Annotated in this window: 19 protein-coding genes; all 19 read left to right on the forward strand. The window is 58.0% G+C overall.

Annotation, left to right across the window (positions count from 1 at the left end):
* The first annotated feature begins 2 nt into the window (after positions 1-2).
* The 19 genes from yidC (at position 3) to AC1Q9F_RS15565 (ending at position 20,412) form a co-directional block, all read left to right on the forward strand.
* Positions 3-1,685 (forward strand): membrane protein insertase YidC, encoded by a 1,683-nt coding sequence (gene yidC, locus AC1Q9F_RS15475; RefSeq protein WP_492620293.1) that lies wholly within the window; start codon positions 3-5, stop codon positions 1,683-1,685.
* A gap of 81 nt (positions 1,686-1,766) precedes the next feature.
* Complete coding sequence (gene mnmE, locus AC1Q9F_RS15480) at positions 1,767-3,137, forward strand: tRNA uridine-5-carboxymethylaminomethyl(34) synthesis GTPase MnmE (protein ID WP_492620292.1); 1,371 nt, start codon at positions 1,767-1,769, stop codon at positions 3,135-3,137.
* A 551-nt stretch (positions 3,138-3,688) separates the two neighbouring features.
* A complete protein-coding gene (mnmG, locus tag AC1Q9F_RS15485; RefSeq protein WP_007954140.1) occupies positions 3,689-5,587 on the forward strand; it encodes a tRNA uridine-5-carboxymethylaminomethyl(34) synthesis enzyme MnmG in 1,899 nt (632 codons plus the stop codon).
* Entirely contained in the window at positions 5,584-6,228 is a 645-nt protein-coding gene (gene rsmG / locus AC1Q9F_RS15490) for a 16S rRNA (guanine(527)-N(7))-methyltransferase RsmG (protein ID WP_212620712.1), read from the forward strand. Before mnmG ends, rsmG begins: the two co-directional genes overlap by 4 nt.
* Positions 6,229-6,246: 18 nt before the next feature.
* Entirely contained in the window at positions 6,247-7,044 is a 798-nt protein-coding gene (locus tag AC1Q9F_RS15495) for a ParA family protein (protein ID WP_007954142.1), read from the forward strand.
* 9 nt (positions 7,045-7,053) lie between these two features.
* Positions 7,054-7,926 carry a ParB/RepB/Spo0J family partition protein gene (locus AC1Q9F_RS15500; protein ID WP_064600630.1) on the forward strand — a complete coding sequence of 291 codons (873 nt, stop codon included), beginning with the start codon at positions 7,054-7,056 and terminating at the stop codon, positions 7,924-7,926.
* 148 nt (positions 7,927-8,074) lie between these two features.
* Positions 8,075-8,482 carry a F0F1 ATP synthase subunit I gene (locus AC1Q9F_RS15505; protein ID WP_003229783.1) on the forward strand — a complete coding sequence of 136 codons (408 nt, stop codon included), beginning with the start codon at positions 8,075-8,077 and terminating at the stop codon, positions 8,480-8,482.
* Between the two features lie 16 nt (positions 8,483-8,498).
* Positions 8,499-9,368, forward strand: coding sequence for a F0F1 ATP synthase subunit A (gene atpB / locus AC1Q9F_RS15510; RefSeq protein ID WP_007954148.1), 870 nt, complete (start codon positions 8,499-8,501; stop codon positions 9,366-9,368).
* A 134-nt stretch (positions 9,369-9,502) separates the two neighbouring features.
* The gene (gene atpE / locus AC1Q9F_RS15515; protein WP_003097235.1) at positions 9,503-9,760 is read left to right on the forward strand and encodes a F0F1 ATP synthase subunit C; all 258 of its coding nucleotides are present in this window, start codon (positions 9,503-9,505) and stop codon (positions 9,758-9,760) included.
* A 57-nt stretch (positions 9,761-9,817) separates the two neighbouring features.
* On the forward strand, positions 9,818-10,288 hold the full coding sequence (locus AC1Q9F_RS15520) for a F0F1 ATP synthase subunit B (RefSeq protein WP_003229781.1): 471 nt from the start codon (positions 9,818-9,820) through the stop codon (positions 10,286-10,288).
* 12 nt (positions 10,289-10,300) lie between these two features.
* Complete coding sequence (locus tag AC1Q9F_RS15525; RefSeq protein ID WP_007911956.1) at positions 10,301-10,837, forward strand: F0F1 ATP synthase subunit delta; 537 nt, start codon at positions 10,301-10,303, stop codon at positions 10,835-10,837.
* Positions 10,838-10,858: 21 nt separating this feature from the next.
* Entirely contained in the window at positions 10,859-12,403 is a 1,545-nt protein-coding gene (gene atpA / locus AC1Q9F_RS15530; protein WP_085606310.1) for a F0F1 ATP synthase subunit alpha, read from the forward strand.
* A gap of 50 nt (positions 12,404-12,453) precedes the next feature.
* A complete protein-coding gene (gene atpG, locus AC1Q9F_RS15535; RefSeq protein ID WP_007954161.1) occupies positions 12,454-13,314 on the forward strand; it encodes a F0F1 ATP synthase subunit gamma in 861 nt (286 codons plus the stop codon).
* 27 nt (positions 13,315-13,341) lie between these two features.
* A complete protein-coding gene (atpD, locus tag AC1Q9F_RS15540) occupies positions 13,342-14,718 on the forward strand; it encodes a F0F1 ATP synthase subunit beta (RefSeq protein ID WP_007954162.1) in 1,377 nt (458 codons plus the stop codon).
* 45 nt (positions 14,719-14,763) lie between these two features.
* Positions 14,764-15,189: a F0F1 ATP synthase subunit epsilon gene (locus AC1Q9F_RS15545; RefSeq protein ID WP_007954164.1), complete on the forward strand. Its 426-nt coding sequence runs from the start codon at positions 14,764-14,766 to the stop codon at positions 15,187-15,189.
* A gap of 118 nt (positions 15,190-15,307) precedes the next feature.
* Positions 15,308-16,675: a bifunctional UDP-N-acetylglucosamine diphosphorylase/glucosamine-1-phosphate N-acetyltransferase GlmU gene (glmU, locus tag AC1Q9F_RS15550; protein ID WP_207984443.1), complete on the forward strand. Its 1,368-nt coding sequence runs from the start codon at positions 15,308-15,310 to the stop codon at positions 16,673-16,675.
* 127 nt (positions 16,676-16,802) lie between these two features.
* Entirely contained in the window at positions 16,803-17,579 is a 777-nt protein-coding gene (locus AC1Q9F_RS15555) for a DeoR/GlpR family DNA-binding transcription regulator (protein ID WP_179693176.1), read from the forward strand.
* Positions 17,580-17,581: 2 nt separating this feature from the next.
* Positions 17,582-19,414: a glutamine--fructose-6-phosphate transaminase (isomerizing) gene (gene glmS / locus AC1Q9F_RS15560; RefSeq protein WP_492620291.1), complete on the forward strand. Its 1,833-nt coding sequence runs from the start codon at positions 17,582-17,584 to the stop codon at positions 19,412-19,414.
* A 71-nt stretch (positions 19,415-19,485) separates the two neighbouring features.
* The gene (locus AC1Q9F_RS15565; RefSeq protein WP_492620290.1) at positions 19,486-20,412 is read left to right on the forward strand and encodes a LysR family transcriptional regulator; all 927 of its coding nucleotides are present in this window, start codon (positions 19,486-19,488) and stop codon (positions 20,410-20,412) included.
* Positions 20,413-20,468: the final 56 nt, after the last annotated feature.

Raw genomic sequence — 20,468 nt, forward strand, 5'->3', positions numbered from 1 at the left:
TCATGGATATCAAACGCACGATCCTGATCGTCGCCCTGGCAATCGTGTCCTACGTCATGGTCCTTAAATGGAACCAGGACTATGGCCAGGCTGCCCTGCCGACTCAGAATGTTGCTTCCAGTACGACTACATCCGGTTTGCCGGACACCGCCACTGGCAATAATGCTGCTGCCAATGACGATATTCCGCGCGCCGCAAGCGATACCAGCGCACCTGCCGAAACGCCGGTCGCCGTCAGCAAGGATCTGATCCAGATCAAGACCGACGTGCTCGATCTCGCGATCGATCCACAAGGTGGCGATGTTGCCCAGCTGACCTTGCCGCTGTATCCACGTCGTCAGGATCGTCCGGACGTTCCGTTCCAGCTGTTCGACAACGGTGGTGAACGTACTTATCTGGCACAGAGCGGTCTGATTGGCACCAACGGTCCGGATGCAAACCCGGCCGGTCGTCCGATCTACTCCTCGGAGAAGAAGACTTATCAACTGGCTGACGGTCAGGACCAACTGGTCGTCGACCTGAAGTTCAGCAAGGACGGCGTCAATTACATCAAGCGTTTCACTTTGAAACGTGGCCTGTATGACGTGACCGTGACCTATCTGATCGACAACCAGAGCGCTCAGCCTTGGTCCGGTTCGATGTTTGCCCAGCTGAAACGCGATGCAAGCGCCGATCCTTCGTCGACCACTGCTACCGGTACCGCGACTTACCTGGGCGCCGCCCTGTGGACAAGTTCCGAGCCGTACAAGAAAGTGTCCATGAAAGATATGGACAAAGGTCAGCTCAAGGAAACCGTCACCGGTGGCTGGGTAGCATGGCTGCAACACTACTTCGTGACTGCATGGGTTGCTCCGAAGGGCGAAAACAACATCGTCCAAACCCGTAAAGACAGCAAAGGCAACTACATCATCGGTTACACCGGTCCTTCGTTGACCGCTGCACCGGGTGCGAAAGTCGAAACCAGCGCTGTTCTTTACGCCGGTCCGAAAAGCCAGGCGGTGCTGAAAGAGTTGTCCCCAGGTCTGGAACTGACTGTCGACTACGGCATTCTGTGGTTCATTGCCCAGCCAATCTTCTGGCTGCTGCAACATATCCACAGCATCGTCGGCAACTGGGGCTGGTCGATCATCTTCCTGACCATGCTGATCAAAGGGATCTTCTTCCCTCTGTCGGCCGCCAGCTACAAGTCGATGGCCCGCATGCGCGCCGTGGCTCCGAAACTGGCTGCACTAAAAGAGCAACATGGCGATGACCGGCAGAAAATGTCGCAAGCCATGATGGAGCTGTACAAGAAAGAGAAGATCAATCCGCTGGGTGGCTGCTTGCCGATCCTGGTGCAGATGCCGGTTTTCCTTTCGCTGTACTGGGTTCTACTGGAAAGCGTGGAAATGCGCCAGGCGCCGTTCATGCTGTGGATTACCGACCTGTCGATCAAGGATCCGTTCTTCATCCTGCCGATCATCATGGGCGCGACCATGTTCATCCAGCAGCGTCTGAACCCTACACCTCCGGATCCGATGCAGGCCAAGGTGATGAAAATGATGCCAATCATCTTCACCTTCTTCTTCCTGTGGTTCCCGGCGGGTCTGGTGCTGTACTGGGTTGTGAACAACTGCCTGTCGATTGCCCAACAGTGGTACATCACGCGTAAGATCGAAGCGGCGACGAAAAAAGCCGAGGCGTAACTTACTCTGTGGATAACACCACTCAAAACGCCCCCTAGTGGGGCGTTTTGCTATCTGCCATTTTTGTCTGGATACCGGTTTATGAGCGCACCTCGTGAAACCATCGCAGCCGTCGCTACCGCCCAGGGCCGTGGCGGCGTGGGCATCGTTCGAATTTCCGGGCCACTGGCCAGCGTTGCGGCCAAAGCCATCAGCGGCCGCGAGCTGAAGCCACGGTTTGCCCACTACGGCCCGTTCTTCAGTGACGATCAACAGGTGCTGGATGAGGGTCTGGCGCTGTATTTCCCCGGGCCGAACTCGTTCACCGGCGAAGACGTACTGGAACTGCAGGGCCACGGTGGCCCGATCGTCCTCGACATGTTGCTCAAGCGTTGCCTGGAACTGGGCTGCCGCCTGGCCCGTCCCGGTGAATTCAGTGAACGCGCCTTCCTCAATGACAAACTCGACCTGGCCCAGGCCGAGGCAATTGCGGACCTCATCGAAGCCAGTTCTGCACAGGCGGCCCGCAATGCCTTGCGCTCTTTGCAGGGTGCGTTTTCCCAGCGTGTGCATAGCCTAACCGAACAACTGATCGGCTTGAGGATTTACGTCGAGGCGGCCATCGACTTCCCGGAAGAAGAAATCGACTTCCTTGCCGATGGCCACGTCCTGAGCATGCTCGACAAGGTTCGTGACGAGTTATCCACCGTCTTGCGTGAAGCCGGGCAGGGTGCATTGCTGCGTGATGGCATGACTGTGGTGATTGCCGGTCGTCCGAATGCCGGCAAATCCAGCCTGCTAAACGCATTGGCCGGTCGTGAAGCCGCGATCGTGACCGAGATCGCCGGCACCACCCGGGATATCCTGCGCGAACATATCCACATCGACGGCATGCCGCTGCACGTTGTGGACACCGCTGGTCTGCGTGATACCGATGACCATGTGGAAAAGATCGGCGTTGAACGAGCGTTGAAAGCCATCGGCGAAGCTGATCGAGTGCTGCTGGTCGTCGATGCCACAGCGCCAGAGGCCGCCGATCCGTTCGCCCTGTGGCCGGAATTCCTTGAAACCCGGCCAGATCCGGCGAAGGTCACGCTCATCCGCAACAAAGCGGATCTCACCGGTGAACCCATTGCCCTGGAAGTCAGTGACGATGGCCATGTGACGATCAGCCTGAGCGCCAAGTCTGCCGGTGAGGGGCTGGACCTGCTACGAGATCACCTCAAGGCCTGCATGGGCTATGAACAAACATCGGAAAGCAGCTTCAGCGCACGTCGCCGGCACCTCGAAGCCCTGCGTCATGCCAGTGACGCCCTGGAACATGGACGTGCCCAACTGACGTTGGCGGGTGCTGGCGAGCTGCTGGCCGAAGACCTGCGTCAGGCCCAGCAGTCTCTCGGGGAAATCACCGGCGCCTTCAGCTCCGATGATCTGCTGGGACGGATCTTTTCCAGCTTCTGCATCGGTAAATAATCCTTCCGTTGTCCACAGACAGGTCCGTTCGCGACCTGTCTGTCCTTCCTCTTTGAATTCCCTTCCTCCAGTGCCGGACAGATTTCTGTACCTGAGCGGATTTTCCGTGTCCGAGATTCCTTCATTCATCCGATTTCTGTGGATTAAGCCCTGTGAATAACTGCCGCTGAGGGCAGTTGATAACAGGGCCTGAAAACTGAACATAACTGCCTCTGTGGATAACCACCTCATTCATCCACAGGCTTACACGGGTTATCCAAGGGCCTCATGGCGACATGGCCACAGGGTTTTGAATCTCTGTACACATTGAAAATAAAGGCCTGCAGAAATCTATCCACAGAAACCATGGGCAGTAAGAATAAGCTTTAAAACAAAGGTTTTATAAATTTCTCTCTTTTTTATTCTTTTAACCGCGAGCTCTCCACAGCTGGTTAAATTTTGTGCAAAGGGTTCTTTAGGAAGGGCGAAGTCCCTATACTTGCCGACCAGGTCCAGAAACCTGATCTCAAACTATTCCTGAATTACCTACTTAAGCAGGCACGAGGTGCGTGGTGGATTTCCCTTCCCGTTTTGAAGTGATCGTCATCGGCGGCGGTCATGCCGGTACCGAGGCAGCACTGGCCTCAGCACGCATGGGTGCAAAAACCCTTCTGCTGACGCATAACGTGGAAACCCTCGGGGCCATGAGTTGCAACCCGGCCATCGGTGGCATCGGCAAAAGCCATCTGGTCAAGGAAATCGACGCCCTCGGCGGCGCGATGGCCATGGCCACCGATCTGGGCGGTATCCAGTTTCGCGTATTGAACAGCCGCAAAGGCCCGGCCGTACGGGCAACCCGTGCGCAAGCCGACCGTATTCTTTACAAGGCCGCTGTCCGCGAAATTCTGGAAAACCAGCCGAACCTGTGGATATTTCAACAAGCCGCTGACGACCTGATCGTCGAGCAGGAACAAGTACGCGGTGTCGTTACGCAAATGGGTCTGCGTTTCTTCGCGGATTCCGTGGTGTTGACAACCGGTACGTTCCTGGGCGGACTTATCCACATCGGTTTGCAGAATTTTTCCGGCGGTCGTGCCGGTGATCCACCATCGATCGCCCTGGCGCATCGTCTGCGTGAACTACCGCTGCGGGTCGGTCGCCTGAAAACCGGCACGCCACCGCGTATCGACGGCAAATCTGTGGATTTCTCGGTGATGACCGAGCAGCCAGGCGATACGCCGATCCCGGTAATGTCGTTCATGGGCAACAAGGAACAACATCCACGGCAAGTCAGTTGCTGGATTACTCACACCAACGCCCGCACCCACGAAATCATTGCCGCGAACCTCGACCGTTCGCCGATGTATTCCGCAGCCGGCGAGATCGAAGGCATCGGTCCGCGTTATTGCCCGTCGATCGAAGACAAGATTCATCGCTTTGCCGACAAGGAAAGCCATCAGGTGTTCATCGAGCCGGAAGGCCTGACCACCCATGAGCTGTATCCGAACGGGATATCCACAAGCCTGCCGTTCGACGTGCAATTGCAGATCGTGCAATCGATTCGCGGCATGGAAAACGCGCACATCGTGCGTCCGGGATATGCGATCGAGTACGACTACTTCGATCCGCGCGACCTGAAGTACAGCCTGGAAACCAAAGTGATCGGCGGTCTGTTCTTTGCTGGCCAGATCAACGGCACCACCGGTTACGAAGAAGCCGGCGCCCAGGGTTTGCTGGCCGGCGCGAACGCTGCACTGCGTGCGAAAGGCAAAGAAGCCTGGTGCCCGCGTCGCGATGAGGCGTACATCGGGGTATTGGTCGACGACCTGATCACCCTCGGTACCCAAGAGCCGTACCGCATGTTCACTTCTCGTGCCGAGTACCGCCTGATCCTGCGTGAGGACAACGCCGACCTGCGTCTGACCGAAAAAGGTCGCGAACTGGGTCTGGTCGATGACGCGCGTTGGGCGGCGTTCTGCAAGAAACGCGAAAGCATCGAGCTCGAAGAGCAACGCCTGAAAAGCACCTGGGTTCGCCCGGGCACTCCGCAGGGCGATGCGATTGCCGAGAAATTCGGCACGCCGCTGACTCACGAATACAACCTGCTCAATCTCTTGAGCCGTCCGGAAATCGACTACGCTGGTCTGGTCGAAGTGACCGGGCAGGGCGCGGAAGATCCACAGGTCGCCGAACAGGTCGAGATCAAGACCAAATACGCCGGTTACATCGACCGTCAACAGGACGAAATCGCCCGTCTGCGTGCAAGTGAAGACACGAAACTGCCTGTGGATATCGATTACACCAACATTTCCGGTCTCTCCAAGGAGATCCAGAGCAAGCTTGGCGCGACTCGTCCCGAGACGCTTGGCCAGGCTTCGCGGATCCCGGGTGTAACCCCGGCAGCGATTTCGCTGTTGATGATTCATTTGAAAAAACGCGGCGCGGGCCGTCAGTTGGAGCAAAGCGCTTGAGTTCTAAGGTCACTTCGCAACACGCCGAAGAGTTATCCACAGGAGCCCGCGAGCTCGGTGTCAATCTCACTGAAAACCAGCACGAATTGCTGCTGGGTTATCTGGCCCTGTTGATCAAATGGAACCAGGCTTACAACCTGACCGCCGTTCGCGATCCGGACGAAATGGTTTCCCGTCACCTGCTAGATAGTCTCAGCGTGATGTCGTTCATCGAAAACGGTCGCTGGCTGGATGTCGGCAGCGGCGGCGGTATGCCGGGGATTCCTTTGGCGATCCTGTATCCGGACTCGCAAGTGACCTGTCTGGACAGCAACGGCAAGAAAACCCGCTTCCTGACCCAGGTCAAACTCGAACTCAAACTGGATAACCTCCAAGTTATCCACAGTCGCGTCGAAGCATTCCAGCCTGCACAGCCGTTCAACGGGATCATTTCCCGGGCCTTCAGCAGCATGGAGAACTTCACCAACTGGACTCGCCACCTCGGCGACGCCGATACGCGCTGGCTGGCAATGAAGGGCGTCCATCCGGCCGATGAGCTGGTAGCATTGCCGGCAGACTTCAAACTCGATAGCGAACACGCCCTGGCCGTACCCGGTTGCCAAGGCCAACGCCATCTGCTGATACTGCGCCGCACGGCATGATTGGGAACACAAGCAAGAATGGCTAAGGTATTCGCGATAGCGAACCAGAAGGGTGGTGTGGGCAAGACCACCACCTGCATCAACCTCGCAGCATCCCTGGTCGCGACCAAGCGACGGGTGCTGTTGATCGATCTCGATCCACAGGGCAACGCCACCATGGGTAGCGGTGTGGATAAACATGGCCTGGAAAACTCGGTCTACGACCTGCTGATCGGCGAGTGCGATCTGGCTCAGGCCATGCACTATTCGGAACACGGCGGTTATCAACTGCTGCCGGCCAACCGCGACCTGACGGCGGCCGAAGTGGTGCTGCTGGAAATGCAGATGAAGGAAAGCCGTCTGCGCAGCGCGCTGGCGCCGATCCGTGAAAACTACGATTACATTCTGATCGACTGCCCGCCGTCGCTGTCGATGCTCACATTGAACGCACTGGTCGCCGCTGACGGGGTCATTATCCCCATGCAGTGCGAGTACTTTGCGCTCGAAGGTTTGAGCGACCTTGTGGATAACATCAAGCGCATCGCCGAGCTGCTGAACCCGAACCTGAAAGTCGAAGGCCTGCTGCGGACCATGTACGACCCGCGCCTGAGCCTGATGAACGACGTCTCGGCCCAGCTCAAGGAACACTTTGGCGATCAGCTGTACGACACGGTGATCCCGCGCAACATCCGTCTGGCTGAAGCCCCGAGCTACGGCATGCCGGCGCTGGCCTACGACAAGCAATCGCGTGGCGCGCTGGCCTATCTGGCCCTGGCGGGCGAGATGGTTCGCCGTCAGCGCAAAAATTCACGCATCGCCGCTGCCCAGCCAACTTAAGGAATCCCCATGGCCGTCAAGAAACGAGGTCTCGGACGAGGACTGGATGCACTGCTGAGCGGTCCGACTGTCAGCTCGCTGGAAGAACAAGCGGCGCAGGCTGACAGCCGTGAGTTGCAGCACCTGCCGCTGGACCTGCTGCAGCGCGGCAAGTATCAGCCACGCCGGGACATGGATCCGCAGGCGCTGGAAGAGCTGGCGCAGTCGATCAAGGCCCAGGGCGTGATGCAGCCGATCGTGGTTCGCCCGATTGGCGGTGGTCGTTTTGAAATCATCGCCGGCGAACGTCGCTGGCGCGCCAGTCAGCAGGCCGGCCAGGAAACCATTCCTGCCATGGTCCGCGACGTGCCGGATGAAACCGCGATCGCCATTGCGCTGATCGAGAACATCCAGCGCGAAGATCTGAACCCGATTGAAGAAGCGGTGGCCCTGCAGCGCTTGCAGCAGGAATTCCAGCTCACCCAGCAACAGGTCGCCGAGGCTGTGGGTAAGTCCCGGGTCACGGTGGCCAACCTGTTGCGCCTGATTGCGCTGCCGGAAGTCATCAAGACCATGCTGTCCCACGGCGACCTGGAAATGGGTCACGCCCGTGCATTGCTCGGTCTGCCGGACAATCAGCAGGTGGAAGGGGCGCGACATGTTGTCGCACGCGGCCTCACCGTGCGCCAAACCGAGGCACTGGTTCGTCAGTGGTTGAGTGGCAAACCGGAGCCGGTCGAACCGTCCAAACCCGACCCGGATATCGCTCGTCTCGAGCAACGTCTGGCCGAGCGCCTAGGCTCTGCGGTGCAGATCCGCCACGGCAAGAAGGGAAAGGGTCAGTTGGTGATTGGTTACAACTCCCTCGACGAGCTTCAAGGTGTGCTCGCACACATCCGCTGAAACAATTCCTCTTGTAGCGCGCAGTCGGAAATCACTACCTGACAGTTGAATAGGGGCAGAACCGCCCCTATACTCTGCGCGCATTTTGTCGGCACAAATTATGCCAAGTTATTGAATTTCGGCAGCCGACCATTGGAGAGCAATAGTGATGGAAACCCGCAAGCCAAACCGCCTGCCGTTCCATCGCCTGGCGGTTTTTCCGGTGTTAATGGCTCAATTTGTCATTTTGCTCATTGCCGCTTTGGCGCTCTGGCAATGGCACGGAGTCGTTGCCGGATACTCGGGACTTTGCGGAGGCCTGATAGCCTTGCTGCCCAATGTTTATTTCGCTCACAAGGCATTTCGGTTTTCCGGCGCCCGAGCAGCCCAGTCCATCGTCCGGTCTTTCTATGCCGGCGAGGCAGGCAAACTGATTTTGACGGCAGTGCTGTTTGCACTGGTGTTTGCAGGTGTGAAGCCACTGGCGCCGATCGCTGTATTCGGCGCCTTCGTGCTGACTCAGTCGGTCAGCTGGTTCGCTCCCCTGCTGATGAGAACAAGACTTTCGAGACCTTAGGGCGTTTGAGGCAACCATGGCAGAAACAACCGCTTCGGGCTATATCCAGCACCACTTGCAGAACCTGACCTTCGGTCAGCTACCCAACGGCGGCTGGGGCTTTGCCCACACCGCAGCAGAAGCCAAGGAAATGGGCTTCTGGGCTTTCCACGTCGATACCCTCGGCTGGTCGGTCGCGCTGGGTCTGATTTTCGTTCTTCTTTTCCGCATGGCGGCCAAGAAGGCGACTTCCGGTCAGCCGGGTGCACTGCAGAACTTCGTTGAAGTCCTGGTCGAATTCGTCGATGGCAGCGTGAAAGACAGCTTCCATGGCCGTAGCCCGGTGATCGCACCGCTGGCACTGACCATCTTCGTCTGGGTGTTCCTGATGAACGCCGTCGACCTGGTACCGGTCGACTGGATTCCTCAGCTGGCCATCCTGATCTCCGGCGACCACCACATCCCGTTCCGCGCCGTGTCGACTACCGACCCGAACGCGACCCTGGGCATGGCGTTCTCGGTTTTCGCACTGATCATTTTCTATAGCATCAAGGTCAAGGGCCTCGGCGGCTTCATCGGCGAGCTGACCCTGCACCCGTTCGGCAGCAAGAACATCTTTGTTCAGGCCCTGCTGATCCCGGTGAACTTCCTGCTGGAATTCGTGACCCTGATCGCCAAACCGATCTCCCTGGCTCTGCGTCTGTTCGGCAACATGTATGCCGGCGAGCTGGTGTTCATCCTGATCGCTGTGATGTTCGGCAGCGGTCTGCTCTGGCTGAGCGGCCTGGGTGTTGTCCTGCAGTGGGCGTGGGCTGTGTTCCACATCCTGATCATCACCCTGCAGGCGTTCATCTTCATGATGCTGACCATCGTCTACCTGTCGATGGCGCACGAAGAAAACCATTAAGACCAGTCTCGACTAGTCTGATGTCCTTCCCGGTCAAACGGGAAGGGGCTCCTCACGGGGCGCCATGAAACGATTTGTTTTACCGCTTTAATCTAAAAAACCTAAACCATACGACGTAAAAGTCGGGAGGAAAGATGGAAACTGTAGTTGGTCTAACCGCTATCGCTGTTGCACTGTTGATCGGCCTGGGCGCACTGGGTACCGCAATTGGTTTCGGCCTGCTGGGCGGCAAGTTCCTGGAAGGCGCAGCGCGTCAGCCAGAAATGGTTCCAATGCTGCAAGTTAAAATGTTCATCGTTGCCGGTCTGCTCGACGCCGTAACCATGATCGGTGTTGGTATCGCTCTGTTCTTCACCTTTGCGAACCCGTTCGTTGGTCAAATCGCTGGCTAATCATTCGGATTTCCGAGTGATTTGGTGTGATGGACAACGTAACTGCGAGGTGTTGGCGTGAACATTAATGCGACCCTGATTGGCCAGTCCGTTGCGTTCCTGATTTTTGTACTGTTCTGCATGAAGTATGTATGGCCTCCGGTCATCGCTGCTCTGCACGAACGTCAAAAGAAGATCGCTGATGGTCTGGACGCTGCCAGCCGTGCAGCTCGCGACCTGGAGTTGGCCCAAGAGAAAGCGGGTCAGCAACTGCGCGAAGCGAAAGCTCAGGCAGCTGAAATCATCGAGCAAGCCAAGAAACGCGGTAACCAGATTGTCGAAGAGGCCGTTGAAAAGGCCCGTGTCGACGCTGACCGTGTGAAGGTTCAGGCTCAAGCCGAGATCGAACAGGAACTGAACAGTGTCAAAGACAAGCTGCGCGCCCAAGTGGGCTTGCTGGCTGTCGGCGGCGCCGAGAAGATCCTGGGTGCCACAATCGATCAAAACGCGCACGCAGAGCTGGTTAACCAACTGGCTGCTGAAATCTAAGCGAGGGCGATCATGGCAGAACTGACCACGTTGGCCCGACCTTACGCTAAGGCGGCCTTCGAGCACGCTCAGGCCCACCAGCAACTGGCCAATTGGTCAGCCATGCTCGGCCTGGCTGCAGCGGTGTCACAAGATGACACCATGCAGCGCGTGCTCAAGGCCCCGCGACTGACGAGCGCAGAAAAGGCCGCCACGTTCATTGACGTGTGCGGCGACAAGTTTGATGCCAAGGCACAGAACTTCATCAATGTCGTTGCCGAAAACGACCGTCTCCCGCTTCTGCCGGAGATCGCCGCTCTTTTCGACCTGTACAAGGCCGAACAAGAGAAATCGGTAGACGTTGAAGTGACCAGTGCTTTTGCATTGAACCAAGAACAGCAAGACAAACTCGCCAAGGTTCTCAGTGCACGACTCAACCGGGAAGTGCGCCTGCAAGTTGCGGAGGATGCTGCCCTTATAGGTGGTGTCGTTATCCGCGCCGGCGACCTGGTTATCGATGGCTCGATTCGCGGCAAAATCGCGAAACTTGCCGAAGCATTGAAATCTTGAGTTTGAAGGGGCAGCAGAGCAATGCAGCAACTCAATCCTTCCGAAATAAGTGAAATTATCAAGGGCCGCATCGAAAAGCTCGATGTGACCTCCCAAGCCCGTAACGAAGGCACTGTCGTCAGCGTATCTGACGGCATCGTGCGGATTCACGGTCTGGCCGACGTCATGTACGGCGAGATGATCGAGTTTCCGGGCGGCGTCTACGGTATGGCCCTCAACCTGGAGCAAGACTCCGTAGGTGCCGTTGTACTGGGCGCATACACGACTCTGGCTGAAGGCATGAGCGCCAAGTGCACCGGCCGCATCCTCGAAGTTCCGGTTGGTAAGGAACTGCTGGGTCGCGTTGTCGACGCACTGGGTAACCCTGTTGACGGCAAAGGTCCACTGGGCAACACCGAGACCGACGCGGTCGAGAAAGTTGCTCCGGGCGTGATCTGGCGTAAGTCGGTAGACCAGCCTGTACAGACTGGCTACAAGGCTGTCGATGCCATGATCCCTGTCGGCCGTGGCCAGCGTGAGCTGATCATCGGTGACCGTCAGATCGGTAAAACCGCTCTGGCGATCGACGCGATCATCAACCAGAAAGACAGCGGCATTTTCTGCGTCTACGTGGCAATCGGTCAGAAGCAATCGACCATCGCCAACGTGGTTCGCAAGCTGGAAGAAAACGGTGCACTGGCTAACACCATCATCGTTGCAGCGAGCGCTTCGGAATCTGCAGCACTGCAATTCCTGGCTCCGTACTCCGGTTGCACCATGGGTGAATTCTTCCGCGACCGCGGTGAAGACGCGCTGATCGTTTATGACGATCTGTCCAAGCAAGCAGTGGCTTACCGCCAGATTTCCCTGCTGCTGCGCCGTCCACCAGGCCGTGAAGCTTACCCAGGCGACGTGTTCTATCTCCACTCCCGTCTGCTGGAGCGCGCATCCCGCGTTTCGGAAGAGTACGTAGAGAAGTTCACCAACGGCGCAGTGACCGGCAAAACCGGTTCCCTGACCGCACTGCCGATCATCGAAACCCAGGCTGGCGACGTTTCCGCGTTCGTTCCGACCAACGTGATTTCCATCACCGACGGTCAGATCTTCCTGGAATCGGCCATGTTCAACTCGGGCATCCGCCCTGCAGTGAACGCCGGTGTTTCGGTATCCCGTGTGGGTGGTGCCGCTCAGACCAAGATCATCAAGAAGCTGTCCGGTGGTATCCGTACCGCTCTGGCTCAGTACCGTGAACTGGCGGCATTCGCCCAGTTCGCTTCTGACCTGGACGAAGCGACCCGCAAGCAACTTGAGCATGGTCAGCGCGTTACCGAGCTGATGAAGCAGAAGCAATACGCACCGATGTCGATCGCTGACATGGCGCTGTCGCTGTATGCCGCTGAGCGTGGGTTCCTGACTGACATTGAAATCGCCAAGATCGGCAGCTTCGAACAAGCGCTGATTGCTTTCTTCAACCGCGATCACGCCGACTTGATGGCGAAGATCAACGTTAAAGGTGACTTCAATGACGAAATCGACGCTGGCCTGAAGGCTGGTATCGAGAAGTTCAAGGCCACCCAAACCTGGTAAGCCGCAGCGGGAGCCGCAAGGCTCCCGCTTGCTAACCTGATAGGTGTTACATGGCAGGCGCAAAAGAGATTCGCAGTAAGATTGCGAGCATCAAAAGCACGCAAAAAATTACCAGCGCCATGGAAAAAGTGGCGGTCAGCAAAATGCGCAAGGCACAAATGCGCATGGCTGCTAGCCGTCCTTATGCGGAGCGTATCCGCCAGGTAATTGGGCATCTGGCCAACGCCAACCCGGAATACCGCCACCCGTTCATGATCGATCGCGAAGTAAAGCGCGTCGGTTATGTCGTCGTGAGCAGTGACCGTGGTCTGTGCGGCGGCTTGAACACCAACCTGTTCAAGGCCCTGGTCAAGGACATGGCGGTAAACCGCGAAAACGGCGTCGAGATCGATCTGTGTGTCGTTGGTAGCAAGGGTGCGGCCTTTTTCCGCAACTTCGGCGGTAACGTCGTTGCAGCTATCAGCCACCTGGGTGAAGAGCCGTCGATCAATGATCTGATCGGCAGCGTCAAGGTGATGCTGGATGCCTATCTGGACGGCCGTATTGACCGCCTGTCCGTGGTATCCAACAAGTTCATCAACACCATGACGCAACAGCCTACCGTGGAGCAGTTGATTCCACTGGTGGCGACCCCGGATCAAGAACTCAAGCACCACTGGGACTACCTCTACGAACCAGACGCCAAAGAGCTGCTTGACGGCTTGATGGTGCGTTACGTGGAGTCGCAGGTGTACCAGGCGGTGGTCGAGAACAACGCGGCTGAACAGGCTGCGCGGATGATCGCGATGAAGAACGCTACCGACAACGCCGGTGATTTGATCAGCGATTTGCAGCTGATCTACAACAAGGCGCGTCAGGCTGCGATCACCCAAGAGATCTCGGAAATCGTCGGCGGCGCTGCCGCGGTTTAACGGTTCAAATATTCAGAGGATCCAGCTATGAGTAGCGGACGTATCGTTCAAATCATCGGCGCCGTTATCGACGTGGAATTTCCACGCGACAGCGTACCGAGCATCTACGACGCCTTGAAGGTTCAAGGCGCCGAAACCACTCTGGAAGTTCAGCAGCAGCTGGGCGACGGCGTGGTTCGTACCATTGCGATGGGCTCCACCGAGGGCTTGAAGCGCGGTCTGGACGTCAACAACACTGGCGCAGCCATCTCCGTACCGGTCGGTAAAGCGACTCTGGGCCGGATCATGGACGTACTGGGCAACCCGATCGACGAAGCTGGCCCGATCGGCGAAGAAGAGCGCTGGGGTATCCACCGCGCCGCTCCTTCCTTCGCTGAACAAGCCGGTGGCAACGAGCTGCTGGAAACAGGCATCAAGGTTATCGACCTGGTTTGCCCGTTCGCCAAGGGCGGTAAAGTCGGTCTGTTCGGTGGTGCCGGTGTAGGCAAGACCGTAAACATGATGGAACTGATCCGTAACATCGCCATCGAGCACAGCGGTTATTCCGTGTTCGCCGGTGTGGGTGAGCGTACTCGTGAGGGTAACGACTTCTACCACGAGATGAAGGACTCCAACGTTCTCGACAAGGTAGCCCTGGTCTACGGTCAGATGAACGAGCCACCGGGAAACCGTCTGCGCGTAGCGCTGACCGGTCTGACCATGGCCGAGAAGTTCCGTGACGAAGGTAACGACGTTCTGCTGTTCGTCGACAACATCTATCGTTACACCCTGGCCGGTACCGAAGTATCCGCACTGCTGGGCCGTATGCCTTCGGCAGTAGGTTACCAGCCGACCCTGGCTGAAGAGATGGGCGTGCTGCAAGAGCGCATCACTTCGACCAAGCAAGGTTCGATTACTTCGATCCAGGCCGTATACGTACCAGCGGACGACTTGACTGACCCGTCGCCAGCGACCACGTTTGCTCACTTGGACGCCACCGTCGTTCTGTCCCGTGACATCGCTTCCCTGGGTATCTACCCGGCGGTAGACCCACTGGACTCGACTTCGCGTCAGCTGGACCCGAACGTGATCGGCAACGATCACTACGAGACCGCTCGTGGTGTTCAGTACGTGCTGCAGCGTTACAAAGAGCTGAAGGACATCATCGCGATCCTGGGTATGGACGAGCTGTCGGAAGCCGACAAGCAGTTGGTAAACCGTGCTCGTAAGATCCAGCGCTTCTTGTCGCAGCCGTTCTTCGTGGCTGAAGTCTTCACCGGTGCTTCGGGTAAATACGTTTCCCTGAAAGACACCATTGCTGGCTTCAAAGGCATCCTCAACGGTGACTACGACCACCTGCCAGAACAAGCGTTCTACATGGTCGGCGGCATCGAAGAAGCGATCGAGAAAGCCAAGAAACTGTAATCCAGGCGCCCGGCAACGGGCGCTAATTTAGGTTGAGGCAATCAGATGGCTATGACAGTCCATTGCGACATCGTCAGCGCGGAAGGAGAAATCTTTTCCGGCCTGGTCGAGATGGTGATTGCGCACGGTGCTCTGGGTGATCTTGGTATCGCTCTGGGCCACGCGCCGCTGATCACTAATCTGAAGCCAGGTCCGATCCGCCTGATCAAGCAAGGCGGGGAAGCCGAGGTGTTCTACATCTCCGGTGGTTTCCTCGAGGTTCAGCCGAACATGGTCAAGGTGCTTGCCGATACCGTGCAACGTGCCGCCGACCTGGATGAAGCTCAGGCTCAAGCAGCTCTCAAGGCTGCCGAAGCTGCTCTGCATGAGAAGAGCGCAGATTTCGACTACGGAGCTGCATCCGCACGTCTGGCCGAGGCTGCAGCTCAGCTGCGCACCGTCCAGCAGATCCGCAAGAAGTTTGGCGGTTAATCCGTCAGCCACTTGTTGTGCGATTGATAAAAAAGGGTAGCCTCGGCTACCCTTTTTTCTTTTCAGAATTCCCGAAACCCGGTCGCAGTTGCTGACCACCCAGGATTGGTAGCCAGTCATGTCTCTTGAAATCGTTATCCTCGCGGCCGGCCAAGGCACCCGCATGCGTTCCGCGCTGCCAAAAGTGCTGCACCCGATTGCCGGCGACTCCATGCTCGGTCATGTTATCCACAGTGCCCGTCAACTTGATCCACAGCGCATTCATGTCGTCATCGGCCATGGTGCCGATGTCGTGCGGGAACGTCTGGCCGCCGACGACCTGAACTTCGTGTTGCAGGACAAGCAACTGGGCACCGGTCACGCCACAGCGCAGGCGGTTCCGTTCATCACGGCCGATACCGTACTGATTCTCTACGGTGATGTACCGCTGATCGAGGTCGAGACTCTGCAACGGTTGCTCAAGCACGTAGTGCCAGGACAGATGGGTTTGCTCACCGTCGAACTGGACGACCCCACCGGGTACGGCCGTATCGTGCGCAACGCCGACGGCAAGGTTGCCGCCATCGTCGAGCACAAGGATGCCAGCGAAGCGCAACGGGCAATTACTGAAGGCAACACCGGCATTCTGGCGGTGCCTGCCAACCGCCTGGCGGACTGGATGAGTCGTCTGTCGAACAACAATGCTCAGGGTGAGTATTACCTGACCGACGTGATTGAAATGGCAGTCAGCGACGGCCTGACGGTCGCCACCGAACAACCTCAGGACCCGATGGAAGTGCAGGGCGCCAACGATCGCAAACAGCTGTCCGAGCTGGAGCGTCACTATCAGTTGCGCGCCGGTCGTCGTCTGATGGCTCAGGGTGTGACCCTGCGTGACCCGGCCCGTTTTGATGTGCGTGGTGAAGTGACTGTCGGTCGCGATGTGCTGATCGACATCAACGTCATCCTCGAAGGCAATGTGGTTATCGAAGACGACGTGGTGATCGGCCCTAACTGCGTGATCAAGGACAGCACCTTGCGCAAAGGCGTGGTGGTCAAGGCCAACAGCCACATCGAAGGTGCGGTGCTGGGTGAAGGAAGCGACGCCGGCCCGTTTGCCCGTCTGCGTCCTGGCACTGTGCTGGAGGCCCGCGCCCATGTGGGTAACTTTGTCGAACTGAAAAACGCGCGCATGGGCGAGGGTGCCAAAGCCGGACACCTGACCTATCTGGGCGATGCCGAGATCGGTGCGCGCACCAATATCGGCGCCGGCACCATCACCTGCAACTACGATGGCGCGAACAAGTGGAAAACCGTGTTGGGCGAGGATGTGTTCATCGGCTCCAACAACTCGTTGGTGGCGCCTGTGGATATCTCCGCCGGTGCAACCACCGCAGCCGGTTCGACTATCACCCAGAATGTGGATAACGCCCAATTGGCTGTCGGCCGCGCGCGGCAGAAGAACATCGATGGCTGGAAGCGGCCGGAGAAGATCAAGAAGAACTGAGTTATCCACAATGCTCGAATAAAAAAGACCGCAATCAGCGGTCTTTTTTATGGGCGCCGACTTGACGATTTGCAGCTGATAGGTTTTGATTGCGTCCGTTATCTTTCGAATCGAAACTTATTAGCCCATGTCGAAACGCAATACACCTCAGCGCCGTCATAACATTCTGGCTTTGCTCAATGAGCAGGGCGAAGTGAGTGTGGATGAACTGGCCAAGCGCTTCGAAACTTCGGAAGTTACGATTCGCAAGGATCTCGCCGCCCTGGAAAGTCATGGCCTGCTGCTGCGCCGTTATGGCGGAGCAGTCACCATGCCGCAGGAACTGGTGGCGGATACCAGTCTCAACGTTTCCAAATACAAACAGGCGATTGCCCGCGCTGCCGTCACACGCATCCGCGAGCACGCCCGCATCATCATCGACAGCGGCAGCACCACCGCCGCCATGATTCCCGAGCTTGGCCAGCAGCCAGGCCTGGTGGTGATGACCAATTCCCTGCACGTGGCCAACGCCCTGAGCGAGCTCGAACACGAGCCGGTACTGCTGATGACCGGCGGTACGTGGGATCCCCACTCGGAATCCTTTCAGGGTCAGGTCGCCGAGCAGGTACTACGCTCTTACGACTTTGATCAGTTGTTTATCGGTGCCGATGGCATCGACCTGGTGCGTGGTACCACCACTTTCAATGAATTACTCGGCCTGAGCCGGGTGATGGCAGAAGTGGCGCGGGAAGTGATCGTGATGGTCGAGGCCGACAAGATCGGCCGCAAGATTCCCAACCTGGAGCTGCCATGGAGCAGCGTCCATACCCTAATTACCGATGATCGCCTGCCCCTCGAGGCACGCGCTCAGATTCAGGCTCGCGGTATCAACTTGATTTGCGCGACTGTCAGTCAGGAGAAATAAGCATGTGTGGAATTGTCGGCGCGGTAGCTGAACGTAACATCACCGCCATTCTGGTCGAAGGCCTCAAACGCCTCGAATACCGGGGTTATGACAGTGCCGGTGTTGCGGTGTACACCAATGACGGCACCCTGGAACGCACTCGTCGTGTGGGCAAGGTCAGCGAACTCGATGGGGCTCTGGCCGAACATCCGCTGGTAGGCCGTCTCGGCATTGCCCACACCCGTTGGGCCACTCACGGTGCGCCAAGCGAGCGTAATGCCCACCCGCATTTCTCCGGCGACGTCGCTGTCGTGCACAACGGCATCATCGAAAACCATGAGGCGCTGCGTGAACAACTCAAGGCACTGGGCTACGTGTTCACCTCGGACACTGACACCGAAGTCATCGCCCACCTGTTGACTGAAAAACTCAAGGCGTTGCCCGACCTGACCGACGCTCTGAAGGCCGCGGTCAAGGAACTGCATGGCGCTTACGGTCTGGCGGTTATCCACGCACAGCAGCCGGATCGACTGGTTGCTGCCCGCAGCGGCAGCCCGCTGGTAATCGGTCTGGGCCTGGGCGAAAACTTCCTGGCTTCCGACCAGCTTGCCCTGCGTCAGGTCACCGACCGTTTCATGTATCTGGAAGAGGGCGATATCGCCGAAATCCAGCGTGACAAGGTGCAGATCTGGGATGTGACCGGCAAAGCCGTCGAGCGCCAGACTGTCCAGTACACCGATGGCGCCGAAGCCGCCGATAAAGGCGAATTCCGCCACTACATGCTCAAGGAAATCCACGAGCAGCCATCCGTGGTGCAGCGCACCCTGGAAGGTCGCCTCAGCCCGAACCAGGTGCTGGTGCAGGCGTTCGGCCCACAAGCTGCCGAACTGTTCGCCAAAGTGCGCAACGTGCAGATCGTTGCCTGCGGCACCAGTTACCACGCCGGTATGGTTGCCCGTTACTGGCTCGAAGAACTGGCCGGGATTCCATGCCAGGTCGAAGTCGCCAGTGAGTTCCGCTACCGCAAGGTGGTGGTGCAGCCGGACACGCTGTTCGTCACCATTTCCCAGTCCGGCGAAACCGCCGACACCCTGGCCGCCCTGCGCAACGCCAAGGAATTGGGCTTCCTCGGCAGCCTGGCGATTTGCAACGTCGGCATCAGTTCGCTGGTGCGCGAATCCGACCTGACCCTGCTGACCCAGGCCGGTCGCGAAATCGGCGTGGCTTCGACCAAGGCCTTCACTACGCAACTGGTCGGTCTGCTGCTGCTGACCCTTTCTCTGGGGCAGGTGCGCGGTACTTTGGGCAACGGCGTCGAAGCCACGCTGGTCGAAGAGCTGCGCCGTCTGCCAACCCGTCTGGGCGAAGCGCTGGCCATGGACAGCACTGTGGAAAAAATCGCAGAGCTGTTTGCCGAGAAGAACCACACTCTGTTCCTGGGCCGTGGCGCGCAATTCCCGGTGGCGATGGAGGGTGCCTTGAAGCTCAAGGAAATCTCTTACATACACGCCGAAGCCTACCCGGCTGGCGAACTGAAACACGGTCCGCTGGCGCTTGTGGATAACGACATGCCCGTAGTGACCGTCGCACCTAACAACGAGTTGCTGGAAAAGCTCAAGTCCAACCTGCAGGAAGTCCGCGCCCGCGGCGGCGAACTGATCGTGTTCGCCGACGAAAAAGCCGGGATGACCAACGGCGAAGGCACCCACGTGGTGCAGATGCCGCACATCCACGACATCCTGTCGCCGATCCTCTACACCATTCCGCTGCAACTGCTGTCGTACTACGTTGCTGTGCTCAAGGGCACTGATGTGGATCAGCCGCGCAACCTGGCGAAGTCGGTGACGGTGGAATAAGTTATCCACAGTTGATCACCCCATAAAATCGCAGCTTCGGCTGCGATTTTTTTATCCGGATCGAGGGCACCATGGATCGCTTCCAGGAAATGCAGGTCTTCGCCATCGTCGCCCAGGAGCAGGGTTTTTCCGCTGCCGCCCGACGTCTGGGTTTGTCGGCGGCCAGCGTGACCCGGGCGGTGGCGGCGCTGGAGCAGCGGATCGGTACGCAGTTGTTGATCCGTACGACCCGCAGAGTGCATTTGAGCGAAGCGGGTCTGCGTTATCTGGAAGACTGTCGGAGAATTCTCGCCGAGGTGCAGGAAGCGGAGGATTCCGCTGCCGGTAGTCATACCCAGCCCCGTGGGCAGTTGACGGTGACGGCGCCGGTTTTATTCGGCGAACAGTTCGTCACACCGGTGATGGCGCGTTATCTGACGCAATACCCCGACGTTTCCATCAATGCCCTGTTGCTCGACCGGGTGGTGAACATGGTCGAGGAGGGTGTCGACGTCGCTGTGCGTATCGGCGAGTTGCCGGACAGCAATCAGCATGCGATCCGGGTCGGTGAGGTGCGGCGGGTGATTTGCGGCTCGCCGGAGTACTTTGCGGTCCATGGCCGGCCGACCCATCCACAGGCCTTGGTCGGGGCGCCCGTGGTGGCGACGTCGGCGATCGGCCAGCAGCGCAGCTGGCCTTTCATGGAACACGGTGAACTGATTGGCGTAAAACCGGAGCCGCGTCTGGTGGTCACCGCCAATCAGGCTGCGATCACGGCAGCGTCGCTGGGTCTGGGCCTGACCAGGGTGCTGTCTTATCAAGTAGCCAGCAAGGTCGCTTCCGGCGAACTGGAAATCGTCCTCGACGAATTCGAACTGCCTGCGCTGCCGATCCATGTGGTGTATCAGGGCGGGCGCAAGGCGCCGGCGCGAGTGCGCAGTTTTGTCGACTTCATGGTGAAGGCATTGCGTGAACATCCCGCCCTGAAAAATGCGGCTTTATTTCATCCCAAGAAATAATGGATTGCGTTTGCTGGTGATTCTGTTGTTTTCGCGATAGGTGGAAGATGGCTGCC

This window comes from Pseudomonas sp. GW823-FHT04A03, assembly GCF_058796615.1.

Excerpts from the sequence above, each read along its gene's own strand:
- yidC (WP_492620293.1), top strand. The coding sequence starts at position 3 with ATGGATATCAAACGCACGATCCTGATCGTCGCCCTGGCAATCGTGTCC.
- mnmE (WP_492620292.1), top strand. The coding sequence starts at position 1,767 with ATGAGCGCACCTCGTGAAACCATCGCAGCCGTCGCTACCGCCCAGGGC.
- AC1Q9F_RS15495 (WP_007954142.1), top strand. The coding sequence starts at position 6,247 with ATGGCTAAGGTATTCGCGATAGCGAACCAGAAGGGTGGTGTGGGCAAG.
- AC1Q9F_RS15500 (WP_064600630.1), top strand. The coding sequence starts at position 7,054 with ATGGCCGTCAAGAAACGAGGTCTCGGACGAGGACTGGATGCACTGCTG.
- AC1Q9F_RS15505 (WP_003229783.1), top strand. The coding sequence starts at position 8,075 with ATGGAAACCCGCAAGCCAAACCGCCTGCCGTTCCATCGCCTGGCGGTT.
- atpB (WP_007954148.1), top strand. The coding sequence starts at position 8,499 with ATGGCAGAAACAACCGCTTCGGGCTATATCCAGCACCACTTGCAGAAC.
- atpE (WP_003097235.1), top strand. The coding sequence starts at position 9,503 with ATGGAAACTGTAGTTGGTCTAACCGCTATCGCTGTTGCACTGTTGATC.
- AC1Q9F_RS15525 (WP_007911956.1), top strand. The coding sequence starts at position 10,301 with ATGGCAGAACTGACCACGTTGGCCCGACCTTACGCTAAGGCGGCCTTC.
- atpA (WP_085606310.1), top strand. The coding sequence starts at position 10,859 with ATGCAGCAACTCAATCCTTCCGAAATAAGTGAAATTATCAAGGGCCGC.
- atpG (WP_007954161.1), top strand. The coding sequence starts at position 12,454 with ATGGCAGGCGCAAAAGAGATTCGCAGTAAGATTGCGAGCATCAAAAGC.
- atpD (WP_007954162.1), top strand. The coding sequence starts at position 13,342 with ATGAGTAGCGGACGTATCGTTCAAATCATCGGCGCCGTTATCGACGTG.
- AC1Q9F_RS15545 (WP_007954164.1), top strand. The coding sequence starts at position 14,764 with ATGGCTATGACAGTCCATTGCGACATCGTCAGCGCGGAAGGAGAAATC.
- glmU (WP_207984443.1), top strand. The coding sequence starts at position 15,308 with ATGTCTCTTGAAATCGTTATCCTCGCGGCCGGCCAAGGCACCCGCATG.
- AC1Q9F_RS15555 (WP_179693176.1), top strand. The coding sequence starts at position 16,803 with ATGTCGAAACGCAATACACCTCAGCGCCGTCATAACATTCTGGCTTTG.
- glmS (WP_492620291.1), top strand. The coding sequence starts at position 17,582 with ATGTGTGGAATTGTCGGCGCGGTAGCTGAACGTAACATCACCGCCATT.
- AC1Q9F_RS15565 (WP_492620290.1), top strand. The coding sequence starts at position 19,486 with ATGGATCGCTTCCAGGAAATGCAGGTCTTCGCCATCGTCGCCCAGGAG.